The organism is Colidextribacter sp. OB.20 (genome assembly GCF_009911595.1).
Classification (GTDB): domain Bacteria; phylum Bacillota; class Clostridia; order Oscillospirales; family Oscillospiraceae; genus Lawsonibacter.
The window spans coordinates 17846-36571 of sequence record NZ_QWKG01000041.1; the positions used below are offsets into that span (position 1 = coordinate 17846).

18 protein-coding genes and 1 other annotated feature are annotated in these 18726 nt (G+C 52.0%); all 18 genes read right to left on the minus strand.

The features are described from left to right. Entirely contained in the window at positions 1-807 is an 807-nt protein-coding gene (locus D1641_RS11145; RefSeq protein WP_160665669.1) for a hypothetical protein, read from the minus strand. Further along, a complete protein-coding gene (gene ilvN / locus D1641_RS11150) occupies positions 804-1289 on the minus strand; it encodes an acetolactate synthase small subunit (protein WP_160665671.1) in 486 nt (161 codons plus the stop codon). The genes D1641_RS11145 and ilvN overlap by 4 nt, the downstream gene beginning before the upstream one ends. A 12-nt stretch (positions 1290-1301) precedes the next feature. Then, positions 1302-2930 (minus strand): biosynthetic-type acetolactate synthase large subunit, encoded by a 1629-nt coding sequence (gene ilvB / locus D1641_RS11155; protein ID WP_160665675.1) that lies wholly within the window; start codon positions 2928-2930, stop codon positions 1302-1304. A gap of 41 nt (positions 2931-2971) precedes the next feature. Beyond that, positions 2972-3202, minus strand: a binding site (T-box leader). A gap of 128 nt (positions 3203-3330) precedes the next feature. After that, complete coding sequence (locus D1641_RS11160; RefSeq protein ID WP_160665678.1) at positions 3331-4389, minus strand: asparagine synthase-related protein; 1059 nt, start codon at positions 4387-4389, stop codon at positions 3331-3333. 20 nt (positions 4390-4409) lie between these two features. Beyond that, positions 4410-5264, minus strand: coding sequence for a TylF/MycF/NovP-related O-methyltransferase (locus D1641_RS11165; protein WP_160665680.1), 855 nt, complete (start codon positions 5262-5264; stop codon positions 4410-4412). A gap of 21 nt (positions 5265-5285) precedes the next feature. Continuing rightward, complete coding sequence (locus D1641_RS11170) at positions 5286-5732, minus strand: adenylyltransferase/cytidyltransferase family protein (RefSeq protein ID WP_160665683.1); 447 nt, start codon at positions 5730-5732, stop codon at positions 5286-5288. 1 nt (position 5733) lies between these two features. Continuing rightward, positions 5734-7572: a methyltransferase domain-containing protein gene (locus D1641_RS19870; RefSeq protein WP_160665685.1), complete on the minus strand. Its 1839-nt coding sequence runs from the start codon at positions 7570-7572 to the stop codon at positions 5734-5736. Positions 7573-7599: 27 nt separating this feature from the next. Then, the gene (locus D1641_RS11180) at positions 7600-9381 is read right to left on the minus strand and encodes a hypothetical protein (protein ID WP_160665687.1); all 1782 of its coding nucleotides are present in this window, start codon (positions 9379-9381) and stop codon (positions 7600-7602) included. 14 nt (positions 9382-9395) lie between these two features. Beyond that, complete coding sequence (locus D1641_RS11185; RefSeq protein ID WP_160665690.1) at positions 9396-10520, minus strand: glycosyltransferase; 1125 nt, start codon at positions 10518-10520, stop codon at positions 9396-9398. A 26-nt stretch (positions 10521-10546) separates the two neighbouring features. Next, positions 10547-11665, minus strand: a complete 1119-nt coding sequence (locus D1641_RS11190) for a glycosyltransferase (protein WP_160665693.1) — start codon at positions 11663-11665, stop codon at positions 10547-10549. Beyond that, complete coding sequence (locus D1641_RS11195) at positions 11662-12669, minus strand: galactitol-1-phosphate 5-dehydrogenase (RefSeq protein ID WP_160665695.1); 1008 nt, start codon at positions 12667-12669, stop codon at positions 11662-11664. The genes D1641_RS11190 and D1641_RS11195 overlap by 4 nt, the downstream gene beginning before the upstream one ends. Further along, entirely contained in the window at positions 12666-13379 is a 714-nt protein-coding gene (locus tag D1641_RS11200) for an IspD/TarI family cytidylyltransferase (protein ID WP_160665697.1), read from the minus strand. The genes D1641_RS11195 and D1641_RS11200 overlap by 4 nt, the downstream gene beginning before the upstream one ends. Further along, positions 13376-14038, minus strand: a complete 663-nt coding sequence (locus D1641_RS11205) for a ribulose-phosphate 3-epimerase (protein ID WP_160665699.1) — start codon at positions 14036-14038, stop codon at positions 13376-13378. Before D1641_RS11205 ends, D1641_RS11200 begins: the two co-directional genes overlap by 4 nt. A 6-nt stretch (positions 14039-14044) precedes the next feature. Then, on the minus strand, positions 14045-15118 hold the full coding sequence (locus tag D1641_RS11210; RefSeq protein WP_160665701.1) for an FkbM family methyltransferase: 1074 nt from the start codon (positions 15116-15118) through the stop codon (positions 14045-14047). 27 nt (positions 15119-15145) lie between these two features. Then, positions 15146-15955, minus strand: a complete 810-nt coding sequence (locus D1641_RS11215; protein WP_160665704.1) for a PHP domain-containing protein — start codon at positions 15953-15955, stop codon at positions 15146-15148. A gap of 2 nt (positions 15956-15957) precedes the next feature. Then, positions 15958-16500, minus strand: coding sequence for an adenylyl-sulfate kinase (locus D1641_RS11220; RefSeq protein WP_160665706.1), 543 nt, complete (start codon positions 16498-16500; stop codon positions 15958-15960). A gap of 16 nt (positions 16501-16516) precedes the next feature. Continuing rightward, entirely contained in the window at positions 16517-18523 is a 2007-nt protein-coding gene (locus D1641_RS11225; RefSeq protein ID WP_160665708.1) for a hypothetical protein, read from the minus strand. 86 nt (positions 18524-18609) lie between these two features. After that, a partial coding sequence (locus D1641_RS11230) for a flagellin (RefSeq protein ID WP_279285680.1) occupies positions 18610-18726 on the minus strand: 117 nt, incomplete at its 5' end.

The window sequence follows — 18726 nt, forward strand, 5'->3', positions numbered from 1 at the left end:
CTATCCTTTCCACACGCTCCATTCTGAGATGACCGTCAGCGCCTCCGGACGCTGTTCGTCTGCCTCATGGTAGATAAACAGCCTGTTGTGCCGGGTATCCAAACAGGTGTGGAGCTGCTCGCCGCCTGTGAAAGGGGGCGCCGCCTTCAGAGGAGCAAAGTCTACCTTGTATTTTTTCAGCGTGGCCTGGATTTCCGCCGGGTCCTCAATATAGTCGCTCTCGGCGGTGGTTTCCTCTATAATCGCTTCCAGGACAATCCCCATCAGGTGCGCGCTGACCGAGTCGTTCACTTTTGTCCAGGTGGGGACCGGCATGTCGTCGTCACGCCACACCACCGGGTCAGGCTGGTCCAGGTCCTCTTTTCGGATCCCGGCGCACCAGCTGCCCTGGTTTTCCCAGCATATCAGCAGATAGTTACCAGTAAGCTCGCCCCAGCGCTCCCGGGGCAGAGCCCGGAGCTGCTTCTGCTCCGGGGTGTCGTCCTCCGGGTCGTTGCAGTCCAGCTCATCTGCCAGATATTCATGGGAGAAGGTAAGATTATCGTCAAAGGGGGCCGCGTCCTGGTGGGGAACCGCAATCCGGTGGAGCATACGGTTTAGACTGGCCTTGCCGCAGGCCAGCAGAAATTCCCGCAGGGCGGCGGGGAGCCGGAGGCCTGCCGCCGCCTCGTAGGAGGCGACCAGCGCTTCGGGAAAGCCCTCGGCCGGTTTTTCGCCCTCGCCGAACAGCGGCTCCGCCCACTTGACCAGCTCAATCGGAGTAATCTGATACTTCTTTTTCCCGAAAAGCTTTTTTAAAAACTTCATATCTTTCCCCCGCCCTTTTGCAGGGCGATGACGCCGGTGCGTACCACCTCCAGAATGGAGAAGGGGCGGAGCATGGCCTCGAAGGTGTCGATGCGGTCGGGGGTGTCGGACAGCTCCAGGGTGAGGGAGCTGGGGGAGATATCGTCCACCCTGGCCCCCATAATATCGCAGATGGTCATAATATCCTGCCGGGTCTTGGTGGTGGCGTTGACCTTGACCAGCACCAGCTCCCGGCCAATGAGCTTGTCCTCGGGAATGGTGCGCACCTTGATGACCTCGATGAGCTTGTTCAGCTGCTTTTCCACCTGCTCCACCACGCTGTTTCCGCTGTCCACGATGATGGTGATGCGGGAGAAGGCGGGGTCGTCGGTGACGCCCACAGCCAGGGACTCAATATTAAAGGCCCGGCGGGAGAACAGCCCGGTAATGCGGTTCAGAACGCCGGCCTGGTTCTCCACCAGGACGGAAATGGTCTGTTTCATCTTCTCCCTCCTTTAGTCGGTGGTGGATACGTCGGGGTGGACCTGGCAGATCATCAGGCAGGGGCCCTCCTCGTTCAAAAGCCTGTCGATGGAGGCGTCCAGCGCCTCCTCTTCGCTCACGGTCACGCAGGGAATGCTGTAGGCGGCGGCAATGGCCTCGAAGTCAGGGGAGCCGTCCAGAGACACCCCAAAGGGGCCGTGATAGGGAGCCCGGCTCTGAATCTGGTGGACCAGGCCCAGGGTGTTGTTCCGAAACAGGACAATTTTCAGGTCCATCCTGGCGTACTTCACCGCGGCCAGCTCGTTCATGGCCATCTGGAAGGAGCCGTCGCCGCAGATCACTACCGTCTGCCTGTTCGGCTGGGCCACCTTCACCCCCACCCCGGCGGGCAGGGCGTAGCCCATGGTGCCCAGGCCGCCGCTGGTGAGGAGGCGTCCGTGCTTCTGAGGCAGGTATTTGCATGTAAAAATCTGGTTCTGCCCCACGTCGGCACAGACGACAGCGTCGTCAGCCAGCTTAGCGCCCAGCTTCCGCATGACGGTGCCGGGGAAGACCGAGCCCGGGCGGCTGGGGAACTGACGGCTCAGCTCCGCTTTCCGGTAGTCGGCCAGCTGGGCCCGCCACTGGGTGCAGTCGGGGGCGGTGAGCCCCAGGTCCAGCAGCTGGCGCAGAATCACCTTCACATCCCCCACCAAGGGGACGGCGGCCTGCATGTTCTTGCCGATCTCCGCCGGGTCCACGTCAATGTGGATGGTGGCCATCCGCCGCTGGATCTCGTCGGGCTGGATGATGGCCCGGTCGGCCGCCCGGGTGCCCACCATAATCAGCAGGTCGGACTTGGCCAGGGCCTTGTTGGCGCAGTGGTTCCCGTGGGCCCCGATCATCCCCATGTTCAGAGGATGGTCGGTAGGCAGGAGAGAGATGCCCATCATGGTCTTGACCACCGGAATGCCCGTTTCTTCGGCCAGCTCCAGCAGCTCGGCCTGGGCGTCCGCCAGCCACACGCCGCCGCCGGCGCAGATAATGGGCTGTTTCGATTTCGCGATGGCACCCGCCACCCGTTTGATTTGCAGGTCGTTGCCCTTCACGCTGGGCTTGTAGCCTCGGATGCTGACCTCCTCCGGCCAGTCAAAAGCCTTCAAGGCCTGCTCCTGGACGTCAATGGGGATGTCAATCAAAACCGGGCCGGGCCGGCCGGTGGAGGCGATGTGGAAGGCCTCACGAACGATCCGGGGGATCTGATTGGGGTCCTTCACCAGGTAGCTGTGCTTGGAGAAGGGGGCTACCGCGCCGGTGATGTCCACCTCCTGGAAGATGTCCCGGCCCAGCAGGTGGCTGGGTACCTGCCCGGTGATGGCTACCATGGGGATGGAGTCCATGTAGGCGGTGGCGATGCCGGTAATCAGGTTGGTCGCTCCCGGGCCGGAGGTGACCATACACACCCCCACCCTGCCGCTTACCCGGGCGTAGCCCGAGGCCATGTGCCCCGCGTTCTGCTCGGTCCGCACCAGAGTGTAGCCAATCTCGGGCACGTCCTTCAGGGCGTCCACAGCGGGGCAGATAGTGGCCCCGGCGTAGCCAAATATGTGGGCCACGCCCTCCCGCTTTAAGCTCTCAATCAGCGCCTGCGCTCCGTTCATAAAACGTCACCTCCGTAAAAACAAAGAGCTTCGTCCTGTCTGAATAGGACGAAGCTGAATACTCCGTGGTACCACCTAAATTCATGGCGTGCCGCCATGCGCTCGCTGCCCCTGTAACGGAGGGAGACCGTTCCACCCTACTGCGGCGTTCCGCCGGTTCAGCCGGACTGCTCACGGGTGAGGTTCGGCAGGAGGTCCTTCACAGGCGCTTACACCAACCGCGCCCTCTCTGCAGATCCAGACAAGCCTACTATCCCGATCATTGCTTTTATAATAATTGCACATTATCATACCCCATCAGCGCCGGTTTGTCAATTATTTTTTTGCTGGTTTTTTGAGTGCAGTTCGATGTCAAATAGCTGCAAAAGGTTCTTCTACTTTTGGAGTACAGCTTTTGTGCTTAAACCGCACAATCTATTTTCGGTTCATAAAGGTTAAGGAACTGTTCCAGGCAGTATAACTGCCACTTTTGATTTCCAGAAAAACTGCTTATGTCCAAATTTTGTTTGAACTCATAGCGAACAGGGCCGTCCCAGTCCTGAAAGTAATTGTCAACCGGACGTGGCATGGGAACCTTCTCCGGAATCGGTATTCCAGGATACTTTTGGGAGAAAAGTTCCCGGATCAGATATTTAGACTCACCGCTGCGTACACGGGGTAAATCCAGCGGTTCCGCCATTTTCATACAGGCATAGGGGTCTAGATAGAGAAGATTTGTAGTAAAAAAGGCATTTTGATAAGAAGCAAAGCTTTCTGAAGTGGAAATACACTCCATAAATTTTAAGAAATCGATATTATTTCCGGTTCGATACCGCTCAAAGAGATATGACATATCAACAGGATTTACCAGGACATCCTCTGGTTTTAGGAAGCTGTACCGCTCTATAAAACTATGAAACGGCCAATCCTGAGACAACAGCTGGTCCATTCCTCCAAAAACATAATCACTTCCATTTCCTATAATCATCATGGTAATACCGTCGGCTTTAGCTTGGAGTGCCGCCTGCATGATTTGGGGCTCAATGGAGTGGACAGGGGCTGCTTTTGCGCGCATGAGCGGCTCCAGATATGGCTCAACTGTGGTTTCCCAGCTGACATCCACATAGTGTAAGGTTAGCCCATAATATTTTGCGTAGTATTCCGCCCTTTGCAGTTCTTCCTTTTGATATGCTCCATTCAGAAATCGGAAAGTATAGGCGTCACAGCCTCGCATATACGAAGCCAGAATAGCAGAGTCCATCCCGCCAGAGAGGAGGAGACCCAGCTTCTCATCTTTCAACGCAGAAAGCTGATCCATAATTATTTTGTCTATGTCAGCCGCTGTTTTGACAGGATAAGTGTGATCCTTCCAGGGAGCCGAAATATTTCTGTGATGAAGTCCTGGAAAAAAATCTTTATCATCCGCTTCAATGTATCGAAGCGCCAGGTATGAGCTCATGCAATATTCTTTATCGACCATTTAAACCTCCTCCATCGTTTTTAATTGTGGCCCCAATTCCCGGTTAGCATTACACTGGCGTTATCTCCGATTGGGTATTTTCTGATCACTTTCCCACTCTCAGATAGAAATGTTTCTACTGCCGCTTGGGCTCCTTTGTATCCGGAGGAGAAATAATCATGCACCAAAATGATACCGCTGTCAGTCATTTTATCCTTAAAAAAATGCAGACCGCGATACAGCGGCAGGTATAAGTCTAAATCCAAATTGACAAAGCAAAATTTACGATCCAAACCAACTGCCGTATCCGGAAAGTACCCCTTGTGTATCTTGCATTGTTCCGGGTATGGCATCTGTGCCATAACAAGGTCCACAGAGGTTTCGCGGAAGTGACCTGCCTCTTCCGATGAGAAAGCATGCTCCCGCTCTATGGCGAGATCACGTGGGTCAAAGCCTTCAAAGGTATCAAACAGGTGAAGTGTCCGGTTTGGAAAATAATAATTGATCCATTTGGAAAATCCTCCCTGATATACGCCCGCCTCTGCTACATCTGCCTCCTGCTCCTGCTCATTCAAAATCGGGGCAAGATTTTTCAAAAACACCTTACGGCTCTCTTTAGAGGATTCAAAATAGGATGTGACAATTTTTTCTGGAGGGACTCCCAGCGCAATACACTGATTGCGGATGTCCTCCAACCCACAGAATGCGGATATAACGACCCTGTCATACTTCAGTTCATTCAGACATTTTTCTGGATTACAAATTGGGGCGCCAAATAGAGATTTTCCCCATTTGCCCATATCATTGTCTGCAAACGCAACAACCTTACCAGTCTGTGCAATCTCATCATACAGTATTCGGGCGGACGCACCAGCGCCAAACATGATAATATCCATTGGAATTTCCTCCCGCTTCCGTCAATAATCCGTCATGGCGGCTGTTCCCATCCCCGCTCTGTAAGCGCTTTCCAGGGTGTTCTCAATCACAGTGGAGGAGGTCCCCTTTGTGTAGGGAAAATAAACTACTTTGATCCCATAACAGTTCAGATCCCGCTCATAATCCTGCCATTTTTCTGTTCCATACCAGTCATCACCCACAAAGAGCAGCTGGGCCTTGAGCTTTTTACACATTGAGACTTTGTCCATATCCCGCTGCGGAATGGCGGCGTCTACATATTTAATGCTTCTGACAATCTCAATCCTGTCTTCAAAAGGTATGATAGGGTGTTTGCCTTTGTAGGTCACAAGCTCATCGGTTGTAACTCCAACAATCAGCTTATCACACATTCCTTTCGCATTTTTCAAAAGGTTTAAGTGCCCTATATGAAACAGATCATAAACACCCGCTGTATATCCTATCACCATGTTATATTACACCTTTTTCCAATATCCACGCGTCAAACAGTCCGTCCTGCTTGTTCACGTCATAGGGTAAATTTCTCGCAATTTCCAGCCGGCAGCCCAGCAAATGGGAGACCTTTTCCAGTATACTGTCGTCGATTAACTGCTCCCAGGTCTCGATGGGGAGAAATCCTGCCGCACTTTTCGGCTTATCAATCACAATCACCTTTCCACCTGTCCGTGTGATCCGCAGCAACTCCTTCAGCGCATTTTCAACTCCTACGGCATGTTCCAGTGCCTCACAGGTATAGACCATATCAAACGCCTCATCCGGGTAGGGCATCTCTGTCAGAGTTCCCTGATGAGCTTCCACCCGAATATCCTCCGGCAGATAGGCATTTAACACATTTTCCGAGATATCCACACAGCTGAATTGAATGCTTTGGTCAGCTGTGTCCTCCAGCAGATTCCGCACATAACGTCCCTTGCCGCACCCTGCATCGCAGACTCTCCCACCGTGGGGAAGCTGTTGGCAGGCTGCCAAGATCAACTGGTAACGTCCGTCCTCTTTATCAACGAAGTCGTAGAATTGTCCGGCATGCCGCTCAAACTCCAACTGGCAGCGGGCCGCCAAGGCATCCAGGAAATATTTTACCGCCCAGCTGATCTCACTGTTTGTAAAATAGCGGGGATACTCTTTTTCGTTGAAGGCCCGAATTTCTCCTTCCACAGTAGCGTAGCTGCCGTACCATCCCCCTGACTGATTTTGAAGAGAGCAGGCATATTGCAGCGCGCGATTTCCCCGCTCCAGCTCGTCCAGCTTGTACCAGACAAGGGCGAGCTGGAACAGTCCTGTTGAACAGACCCAGTTGACGCTGCGGCGAGCAGGAACCATTCCGTCTTCCCGCTGAAGCTGCGCAATATTTTCCATCGCACGCCTGGCGAGATCTGTTTCCCCCAAATCGCAGAGGGCCTCCAGTACATAGGCTTGAAAATGAGAAAGCAGCCGGAAGCCCATAATCTCATCCATCCGATTTTGGATATAATACGCTTTTACTTTGTCCGCTTTCTGTGTATATTCCGGAATGCTAAATATCGCTGAGGCTTTATATAGGGGAGACAAGCAATACAGATAGATCAGGTCAGAGGTATCTTCTTTGTTCCACTGGCTTTGATCGGGGGTATGTATACGCCCCTCCTGATCCACGTTGGTCAAAATCCAGTCACATCCGCGTTTGATGTGATCGTCGGCCTCGGGATACAAGTCACGAATGGCCAAGAGTCCTTTCAAAATCTGTGCGGTATCGAAAACATAGGGGGCCCGGTCGAAGGTATCATACCAGGACCCATCCGATTTCTGAATGGAGCAGAGCCACCTTGCGTAGGTCAAAGCCAGCTCTCGATAGCCCCAGCGGAGCAGGGACGGGATAAAATAACCCGTGACTTCGGGGTATGGCTCTGGGGCATCGGTATTGTTGATAATTCCAGCGCCAGGCACGGAGTGCTCCAGCAGCCACCGCTCCGCTTTTTGAAATACTGTGACATAATTGATAGTAAGTTTTGCAGAGCCAACAGCCGCACGGTTCATCATTTCAACAAACAAGTCGTATTCCTTGATCCCCGCTTCCTCCAGCTGTTTAGCCAGAACAATGGCTATGCGGGTATTCACCGAAATGACGATCCGATAATCCTGACATATTTCTTTCATTTGTTCAAATGAGCGCACAGGGATGCCTTCCACATCCGTTCCGGCCAGCTGAGGATTATTATCGGCAAAGCAGTATACCTGTTTTGCGCCAAAATACTCCAGCGCTCTTCTCCCAAAGTCGCCGGCGCCAAATAGAATTATTTTTTTCTCGCCCACATCCATGCTCCCTTCTTTTCAGATGGCCTATGACTCCTCTGTGAGCCAGAGAGGCTGATTACTCTCCGGTTCCGTTTCCCGGATTGCTTTATACAGTTCCTTGCTATATTGAAAACGCTTATATTTTCTGATATCCAGGAAGTGCATTCCGCATTTTTTCCGAAGCTCTGCCCGCAGTTCCTCGTCCTTTAACGGGACAGGAATTTCCTCGCCATCCTGAGACAGGCAGAAAAAGTCTTCACCTAAAGAGTTAATCACATATTTATATCGCTCGGTCTGCACGCCGCGATAGGCCAGGCCGCGCCTAGGGATGCCCCCTTTTAACATGCTCAGAACGGAGATCGAGTTATAATAGTCTGTATCCTGAAACTGCACTTCGTCCGATGTGATGGTTTCAAGGGGGGTCTGTGCGGGGTCTATGATCCATCGGACCAGATTCATAAAGTTTTGATAGGGAAAAAACTGTTGGACATTTATCGCAGGGATACCTTCGCCCTTTACAAAGCAGTATGCATGAAGCCGGGCCTCACGCCAAAATTCCTGATCCTCCCAGTCGGCGCCATGGTCGCTGAGCACTACTTGAACTTTGTCACCCAGGAGCCAATCATAAAGCGTCAGGCACTGATCCAGATATCGCAACGAGGCTTCCCGCGCTAACTCGGCGCTGGATTTTTTCATGTATATCAAGCCTATATATCCACGTGCTTGAGTGGGGTAGGAAATGGGAATATGACACTCTGCTGAAAATTGAAAAATGTAAAAGCAGGGGCGCTGCTGTTTTAACAGGTGCTGCAGTCCACACCACCAGATTGCCGTGTTCGACGCATATGACCTCTCTGTCTTATAGTTGCTGCTGATTTCCAGGCCGATTTGTACAAAGAAGCGAAAGTCATAACCCATATCTTCCAGATACTGAAGGAGCGGACTGTTTCCGCGGTCCACAATTTGCTCCATATTGGGATAATCGTCAATGGGCAGCTTGCCCTGAAACATCGCCCGTAATGTCGCGTTTGTATATGGGGTATGTGTGTAGGTTCTTTGGAAAAAGCAGGCGTTCGTTTCAGCCCGCCTCTTTGTCTCCGGCATGCTGTCCAAGTCTGAAAAGGACATTGCGTCCGTCCAAAATAAAATAATGTCTCTCTGTTTTCTGGCCTGGAGCTTTTCCTGGATAAGCTCCAGCAAGCGCTGAACCCCTTTCCATATCCGGATCAAAACGGGACATGCCCCGTCAGCGCCTCCGTTCTCCTCATAAAGCTGGGAGATCAGTACAAAGCATTTCTGCTCCAGCGCCGCCTGCAGCAGCTCACGCAGGGTTTCTTCACACTTCCGGTTCCTGTAATTCCAGTAGAAATGGTTTAACACCAAGGGGGTATCCGGCCCACACATATAGAAAGGGCCCCGCAGGGTCAGCCCCCGCTCTTCCAATACAGCATAGAGATCAACAACCGGAACAGGACTGTTGGCCAGTTCCTCTCTGATCTCATCGCGATAGAAGTAATTCGATATGATAATACAGTCAAGCGCCATAGTCTGAATGTCCGAAGCCGGATACAGCGGATAACCGCAAAAACGGGCTTCTATTGCTCCCCGGTCATAGATTCCCACAATATTCTTGTCAGAGAGGCGCAACGCTTCCAGCAGCTTCTTTGTATGATTACCAGCTCCTCGTATCCCCACACGGGCACCGTCCGGTATTTGGTCAAAAACATCCTGCATCGTCTGCATGACCTGCTTGACAAACTCCTGACATAGCTCCTCCGTCCCCAGAGAATTGTGCAGCTCCTGATAATATCTCTCAATCTCCTCCATGAAAGAACCTCCAATCAGCGCAAAGTGCTCGTTTGGGCCGTTTTAAGCAGATGAAAAATAGAAAACCTGGTAATCCCCAACTCTTGAAACTGCTCTATAATTTCCGCAACATAGTGGTATCCGGCGGCAACGGTGATATTATAAATATTCTGCATTTCCTTTGTTTGCTCCGCAGATATGACCTGTATACCCTCAATTACCTGACCGCTCATCCGATTGTCTGCGAAGTATGCCACTCTCTCTGCTCCCAATGTGCGCAGCGCCCGCTGGCCCTGAACACCGGCGCCAAAGATAATAAATTTTTGAGAAGGATCAAAGGAATTGCGGCTTAAAATGTATTCCTCCGAGTGAAACTCCAGCCCTCTCTCCTGAGCGATCCTTTCAATCCGCAGGCTGCTGTCTGGTTTGTTCAGCAGAATCCCTGTGCAGAACACAATGAAGTCATGATTATTCAGCCGCCTTGAGATAGGCTCCAGATACCCCGTTTTCAGCGCCGCTACTTTCTCCATAATCTCTCTTTCACGGCCGGCAGTCAGGTTTCCGTCGTGAAAGCGATATGAATACATAATCTCCGGGACCCTCTCTACCGGATACTGAAAGCCAATCCTCAACCAATAATCATAGTCTTCCACTAAAAACTGATCCGGATCATATCCGCCTATCGCGTCTGCCACGCTTTTCCGATACATGAAGCACGCACCTACACAGTCGTTCAAAAACAGGTTGTGGTCATTTCCCCGATTATCAGATATGACTTTTCCCATGTGATCAATGTACTGCATGTCGCAGTACACCAAGCCACACTGCTCATGGCTGTCCAGGTATTCTGCCATTGTCTCGATTGCCTGTTCATGATATAGATTGTCGTCTGAGGTCCAGGTCAGATATTCCCCTGTTCCCTCCCCAAAACCGATATTCAGCGATTTGGGCAGCCTTTGGTTGACCTCATTTAAAATGACCCTGATTCGTCTGTCTCTCTGCGCATACCCCTCTGCAATCTGCAGGGAGCCGTCAGAAGAGCAGTCATCCACCACAATCAGCTCCCAATTTTGATAAGTCTGCATGATTACACTCTCAATCGACGCAGACAAGTACCTGCTTCCGTTGTAAACCGGCAAAACGATTGTAATCTTTTTCATTTTCTCGCCTGCCTCCAACTCCGATTTTAGTCCTCTAATGTTTTCCGAAATGTCTCAAAACACTGTCTGGTCTTCAGCCGCTCCGCCGCCGCATTTTCCTCCAGCCAGCTCCCGCTGTAATGATGGATAGAAAATGTGTTTTTGGTCAGGTTGGTTTTCCCGCTTATATAGTCAAATGGAAGGAAAAAGTCTGAGGAATAGACTGTCATCATCCCGCCCGCAATTTCCTGTGTTGTTCCGTCCAGTCGCAGCCCCATGGACAGTAGCGGAATCGTTTCATAATATCCACAGGCTGTCTGGTTGAACGCCCCATCCTCGCGAAGGAAAGAGAAACTGCTTCTGAAATCCAGCATTGCTTTAATGACCGGATTTCCAGCTTGTGCCCCAGCTCCGCCTCCGGAAGCTATCGTTCCCCATTTTTCTATACTGCAAAATGCCGGCTGATACAGCAGTTCGTCCAAATTCCGAAGCAGTTCTACATCTGTATCCAGATAAATGCCGCCGTGCTGATATAAAATATCCAGCCGCGCAAAATCGGAGACAAACCCCCACTTTTTATGGGCGTACGCCTGCTCCATATAGGGGGTTTTATGTATGTCATAGCTGCTCTCGTCCCAGCGGACGATCTCGTAGTCCGGACAAAAACGCTTCCAGGAGTCCATACATTTTTGCAGCTCTGTCGGAATGGAATTCTCACCAAACCAGCAGTAGTGGATTTTCTTTGGGATTAGCTGCGTTTGGCTGCTTTTGATAACTCCACCGCTCTTGGGAGCATGGGCGATATCCAGCAGCATGATTGGTAAGAAATAAACCTCCGCGTTGCAGGTTCCCGGTATTTGCTCCAGAGCCTGAGCGACAGGCTCAAAAGCACTTACGGTTACAAGTAAAATATACTGGCCACACTTCTCGTCTAACGTGGACAGGGCACAGATTGGGATCTCTCTGTTCCCCATCCGCACGGTTTGTCCCTGCTTGCAGGAGTCCGCATCCACATAGCAGATCACCCTATCCTCCAACTGATATTGAGTAATCCAATAAGGTGCGGCAACTTGACCAATGACGCCTGCACCGTACAGGATGACCTGTTTCCCTGTTTCCATCACGCGCTGGAAAAAATCCTCAAAGGACCCCTTTTTCCGCCTCATATTGCACCCCATCGGATTACGATTTTACTGTATATCTCCTGTTTTTCCCGCATGATGTCCAGGCCTTTTACAAGCTCCGGGCCCGCAAGCAGATGGGAGACGACTGTCCCTATCCGCAATTTCCCCTTAAACATTGCCTCCAGTGCCCCCTCCCAGTCGCTCTCCGCACATCCGTAGGAGGAGTTCCAGGTCCCGGTCAAGGTAAGCTGTTTACGGAGAATGCGCCAGTATGTATCCTGCGAAAGAGTCCGTGGGCCATCCGGATTGCCCATCAGCACCAGCTTTCCGCCAGGGGTGGTCAGATTAATGCTTTCCGTCAAGGCTGCCTCCGACCCGACCACCTCGATGACTCGGTCAAACCGCTCCCCGGCGCTCTCTGTCACATATGCTAGACCGCAACTCTCTGCAAGGCTCCGCTTAGCTTCGCTCCTGCCCTTTATGACCACCTGTTCCGCGCCCAACAGCTTCGCCCACTGACCTGCCAGCAGGCCGATGGCCCCCGTTCCAACAACACATATGCTGTTTCCAGACTGGATTTCCGCCCGCTTTACCGCGTGCAGTGCCACCGCCGCCGGCTCCAGCAACGCCCCCTGGATATCGCTTACCGTATCCGGCAGTTCCAACAGATTCCACACCGGCACTGCCGCATATTCCGCAAAACCGCCGTCCCGGCGGGAGCCTAAATAGTCGTAATGCTCACAGGTCTCATACTGCCCTTTCTGACAGGAGGGGCATTGCTGGCAGGGAATCAGAGGATACACTCCTACCCGTTTTCCAATCCAGCCGCTGTCCGCTTCATCATGTACAGCCTCCACTCGACCGCAGAACTCGTGACCTGGGATAGTCGGAAAATGGTAGGTTCCTTTTTCAAATATCCTGGGGATATCCGAGCTGCAAATTCCGGCAGCCAGCACTCGCACCAAAGACCAGCCGGGCTGAAGCTCCGGCACAGGCCACTCCTCATACCGCAGATCACCGATTCCATGCAGCACATACGCTTTCAAGCTTTCTTCCCTCTTTCCCGCAGGAGCTCTTCACAGGTCCTCAGATCCTCAGCATAGGTAATTTTTATATTGCTCTGTTCGCCTGAAATTATCTTAACATTCCACCCGACACTATAAGGCAGCTGGCAGCTGCCGCTCATAGAGCTCAAAACGGGCTCTGGCGTGTCCCGGTACAGCGCCAGATAAGGCCAGTACCGAAAGGCCTCCGGGGCCTGTCCCGCAAACAAAGTGGAGCGATCCAGCAGTCCGTCCACCCAATGGCCGTTCCGACTGGTGTAGGCAGTATCAGTAATGGGCAGCGCAGGCATTACAGCATGGGCCTCTTTAAGCTCCTCAATCAGGCAAGTCAGCAATGTTACGCTGGTCAGGGGCCGCACAGCATCCTGGATAATCACACCAGATAGCTCGTCGCTGCCCATAAATTCTTCCGCTGCCAGCAGCCCGCTCCGGATGGACAGCTGACGGTCTTTTCCCGCGGGCGCTATAGCCAGCAGCTTAGTCAGCGAGAAATCCTCTTTCCATTGGAGGATTCCCCTTTTCCATACAAGGGCGGCCGTTACCACTACACCCTCCACAGCCTCACAGCACTGAAGCTGCTCCAGCACGTGGACAATAACTGGCTTCCCCGCCAGTTCCATATACTGCTTGGGGACGTCCAGCCCCATCCTGGCCCCTGTGCCCCCGGAGAGCACTACCGCGATGTTCTTCAAAATCTCAGCTCCCGGATATTTTGCAGCGTCTCCTTATAGGACTTTTCCTTTCCAAACAACAGCGTTGTCCCAAGCACAAAGCCTTGAACTCCTTTCGGCGCATACTCCAGAATCTTGTCCGCGCTGCAAGCCCCATCCCAGTAAATTTCAAACTCCATGTCCTCTTTTAAAGACAGCAGTTTGGTAATTTTTTTGCCCACGTAGGGCAGGTACATCTGCCCGGCGTTGCCCGGATTTACCGACATCACCAGCACCTTTCGCACAATGCGCAGCATCTCTAAGACTGTCTCCACAGAGGTTCCCGGATTGATCGCGATCCCCGGAATCATCCCCGAATCAATAATGCTTTGCAATGTCGTAGATGGGTGATACTCTGCCTCCGGATGGATGTAGACGGTATCTCCGGGGCGCAAGTTATTCAAAAATAATATAATATTATTGTTTGGATGCTCAATCATCAAATGTACATCCAACGGCTTAGATGTAGCTCCTGCGATATACCGCATGTCATTCAGAGACATAGCGTAGTTGGGCACATACCGCCCGTCCATAATGTCAACATGAAACGAGTCGATGCCGCCCTCCTCCAGGTCCTGGACTTCCTTTTCCAGATTTCCGTAATTGGCGCACATCATAGACGCCATCAGTTCAAATTGCATTGTGACTCACTTTCTATGTGAAAAATTTTCCGGCATAACTGCATAAAGGACGGTTTCGCCTGCAGTATTTGAATGATGTCGTATATACAGCTTATAATCCGGCACCAGCTGCTTGATGTACAAAGGGATTTCTACCATATCCTCTGGCCTGTGATAAATACAAACTGCAAGCTTGGGCTTATCCCTCTGAATTGTTTCTTTTGCCCCTTTCAGCGCTTCCAGCTCCGCTCCCTCTATGTCCATTTTGATCATGGTAATCTGTTCCGTCGGGTCTGCCACATCGTCAATTGGGATCACCGAAATGCAACATCCTCCCGCCTCACACACATGGGAAACGCCGTTGCCAACTGCGTCAAACCGAAGGCTGGTTCTCTCGCTCCATGCCCCAAGAGGCAGCAGTTCAATTTGCTCTAAATGATGCCGTATTTTCCTCTCCAGGCATATTTTATAGTTATCCGGGTCGGGTTCAAAGGCATAAATCTTTTTCACTTTTTGACAATGCCTGAGCATTTCCAACGACGAGTTCAATTCACAGCAGCCAACGTCAACCAGAACTTCATTGTCCCCATAAGTCATAAAATCGGGAGCAAAGTACTGGCCCGGGTCCTCATATCTGTAGTATTCCATTACATGGTGGATTAGTTCTTCCGGATATTCGCCATTCAGCAGGATTTGATGGATCTCCTCATCTGCCCGGGTTGTAGATATAATGACACTTAAATTCTTCCGGGAAATCAATTCTTCCGGACTCATAACCGGATATCCACAATATCCATTGTCTTGCTTTTCCTTGGTTTTACTGCAAAAGCCAACAAAGCGTCTGTCGTTTTGGAAATGCGGAAGAATCGTTTTCCCCACGATTCCTGCTCCATAAAGAACAAACCCTCTGTCCTGCGGCAAGGAATCCAATAGTTCCTGGACAGACTTTCCGGTAAAAAGCGGCGCTTTGGGAATATAATTGGTTACAATGGCGTCTATATAGTTTTGATTGTTGGAAATGAGCCAATTTAACTTGTTTAAATAGACATTCCTTGACTCTTCATCTTCCAACATTCTGTAAACTTTCTGAAATTGTTCCAATGAGCCTCCCATAATAATGATCTCTCCTTAAAGCAGCCAATTAAGTTCCACTTCCCAAGCAGCAAGGGGATTGTTGGGTTTGTTCTTCTCCCCGTGGAAATCGCTGCCGCCAGTAACGCACAGGCTGCATTTTTTTGCGATAGCCATATATTCCGCCGTCTGTTCCGGTGTGTGGACAGGGTAATAGCACTCAACAGCATCCAGGCCATAGCCCTTAAGCCGCTTCACCAACTCCTCCAGACTTTCCCCATTTAAAACAATCTGATAGGGGTGGGCCAGCGAGACTTTCCCGCCCGCTGCCTTGATCCGTTCCACACACTCCTGCGCACTGGGCTTGCTGCCCTTTTCCATCTCCTGAAAATCCGGCGTATCCAGGTAGCGGTCAAAGGCCTCCTTGCGAGTGGACACCATACCATGCCGCAGCATTACCATGGCAAAGTGGGGGCGGCCTACCGCCCCCCCGGCGGCCTCCTCGTCCACCTCGTCCAGAGGAATTTCCAGTCCTTTCGTTCGCAGAAAATCCCGGATACGGTACTTACGGTCGTCCCGGCCGCCCTTTAGACTGTCGATCCACGGGCCCAGCACAGAAGAGGAAAAATTGTATCCCAAAATGTGCAAATTCAGATAATCATCCGCACTCAGCTCAACGCCCCGCACAACGCTCAAGCCCAGCCCTTCACCAGCTGCTGCAGCCTCATCCACTCCGTCCAAATTGTCGTGATCTGTCAGGGCCCAGACCTCTGTTCCCCGGGCCTTTACCAACTTCGCCAGCTCTGCCGGAGCATATTGCCCATCTGAGGCCGTACTGTGAGTATGTAGATCTGCTTTAAAAACCATAGCTATCTTTTCTCCAATCCGAAGAACTCCACCAGCCGGTCCACAATCTCTTCCGGTGTCTCTTGCCCATCGTTCTGAATCACGACACTGGAGTGCCCTGGCTCATCCCAGGGCAGGTCCACACCCACTACATTTTTTGCCCTGGAGGAGTACAGCTTCTTCTGATCCCGGCGATACAGGGTCTCCCGGGTTACTTTGAGATAAATTTCTTGATAATTGCCGATATTTTCCCGGTTCCAGGCGCGTACCTCTGTGTACATGGCGATACTGCAAATAACCACATCTCTGCCCTCGTCTGCAAGGTCACGGCAGCGCCGGAAAGCACTCAAGGCTCCGCTCTTGCGAGCCGCCGTTGTGTAGCAGTCTTCTCTCAGGACGGTTCCGTCCGGGGCACTGTGCCCCACTTGGGTGCGGGTCTGGTCGCCATCAATCAGAACTGCATCCGGTCTCAGATCTTTTAACCGCTGGTAGAAAAGTCCGCCGATGGTCGTTTTCCCTGCGCCGGCCAGGCCGGTGAAAAAGTAAACGGTTCCCTTTTCGCTCATAAACAGATTTCCCTTCCTAGTGGTAAAGCGGCTGTTCCAGCAGCGCCGGGTCCGGTTCCAACATAGGCATCATACGCAGAGGCTGGCCCCTCCGATTGACAAACCGGAGGCCCCGCAAAAGGGACTTCGCAATCTTCAAACGGTTTTTACCCAGCCTTTGAATATGATCCACCATCGACCTGTTTACCGCCTCTTCCCGGATACGTTCCTCTTCCCCGGCCGCCAGCTTCTGATCTCCACAGTCAACCTCTATTGTTTTTACCATTTTCTGCCACGTCTCCTGAATATATCCGTTAAGGGTGGTAAACCCGGCAATCAGTTCCCGAACTTTCTCCTCATCTATAGGCGAGCCGTCGTAAAAGTGAAAGTCGTAGCCATAGAACTCATAGGCGTCCCGCATGAAATACTCAATGAAATACCGCTCCGTTTCGTTAGCATACTCATCGTGGGTGCGGTAGACGGAAACCGGATCAAAGCCCTTCGTCTCATGGTGGGGGTTCAGGACACCTTTTTCGGAACAGTAAGTCATGCTTTCGGTATAGGGCAGGTCCAGAAACGCCGCCAGGGCGGTAAAGGTAGCTTTGGGATTCAGCTTGCCGTCCTCAAAGCGCACCAAAACGCTGTCCTGATAGAAGCGGTCCTCCGGGTCGATCAGAAAGCTGCGGTTCAGGAGATATCTGGTCATCGCGTCACCGACCACCATGTCCTGATCCTCTGATTTTCCTGTCTCGCTCATCTTTGCCACCAGATACATAAACCGGACCGTGGCGGCGTAGCTGTTGGTTATCCGCCGCATGGGGGTAAAGGTTTTGATATACCGGAACTCATTGAAAAAACGGCAGCTGCGCAGTTCGTCAAGGCTTTTGGCGGACAGGACCGTGCGCCCCGCGCTGTCCGGCTCCATACTGTATTGAAGATCCATAAAATGGGGCTGGAAAAACACAGCCGGAGCGATGCGGGCGTTTTGGTCAAGGGCATAGGCTGCATAAGAGGAGTTCAGAAACAGCGCTGCCATCAGGTCCTTATCGGTGGGTTTTTTGAGATGGTAGAGCTCGGTCAAAAGATGAGGGCTGAGGTTAATCATAGACAGGGCCTCCTCCAGACTGCCCGCCATGTTCAGCCCCTTTCTTAAATCGCTAATCTGGCCCTCTACCATCTCCAGATAGACAGAGGGCATAACCAGAAGATTGGGATGGCCGTCAAAGACCTCATTGAAGAAGTCGCCGCCGTTGTGGGAGGAGAGCTGAGTGTGCCACACCAGCTTGTTAATCTCCCGGATTCCGACGGGCTTGGGGGCACATTGACTGTAGTCAATGCCGAATCGAGCCTTAAAGTCTATGGGGTACTGTTCAAGCTCGTCCCCGATTAAAAACACCAGCTTCTCGCCCTCCAGCAGGGGACGCAGACTCCAGCACTGCAAATAGGCGCAGAACTCACCCCAGTCCGGATAGTGCAGATAGACATGGTTTTCACGCCCGACACGTTCACTGTCCCGGACGTTATCCTTTAAATATTCCAATTCATATTGAGAATAAACGCTGTCCGCCAGGATGGGTTTGTCCAAATTTTTGAAAAAGTTCCGGCTGACAACGGGATATTTCAAGTTCAGGTAATCCCCAAACCGCTCCGCCTCCACATAAAAGGGGAGATACCCCGTATCGTCGTAGGGATAAAAGCGGATGGGCAGGTCCTCGAAGGGCACAAAGTCCTTTTTGAACAGGTAGGGGTACTTCGCAAGCAGCTTGCAGTTTTTTTCGTAGCGCTTTTTCAGAGCCTTTATGTTAGGCTCATAGAAGGCCTGGGTCATAATGGACAGACAGTCCTCCCGGAAATGGCCCTGACGGTAGAGCTCCTGAAAACAGGTGTAAGAAATCCGGTAATCCCCGCCTGACTGGAGGATATACAGGGCCGCTTCCATCTTTTCCTCCGGGGCCGCCCCCTCCAGGGCTAAGGTATAGGCCTGACAGGCCTCCTTGCTCTGCCCGAGGCCGGCCAGCCGCCGGGCCAGTGCCATTGCGTCCATGCAGTGATCCTCTCCTCAAAAATGGGGGCCGGGCACAGGCCCAGCCCCCTTGTTTATGCGTATGAGATATTTTGGCCTTTAGGCGATTAGCCCAGCAGCTGGAGAACGCCCTGAGGCACCTGATTCGCCTGAGCCAGCATGGCCTGGGCGGACTGAACCAGGATGTTGTTCTTCACGTAGCTCATCATCTCTTCGGCCACGTC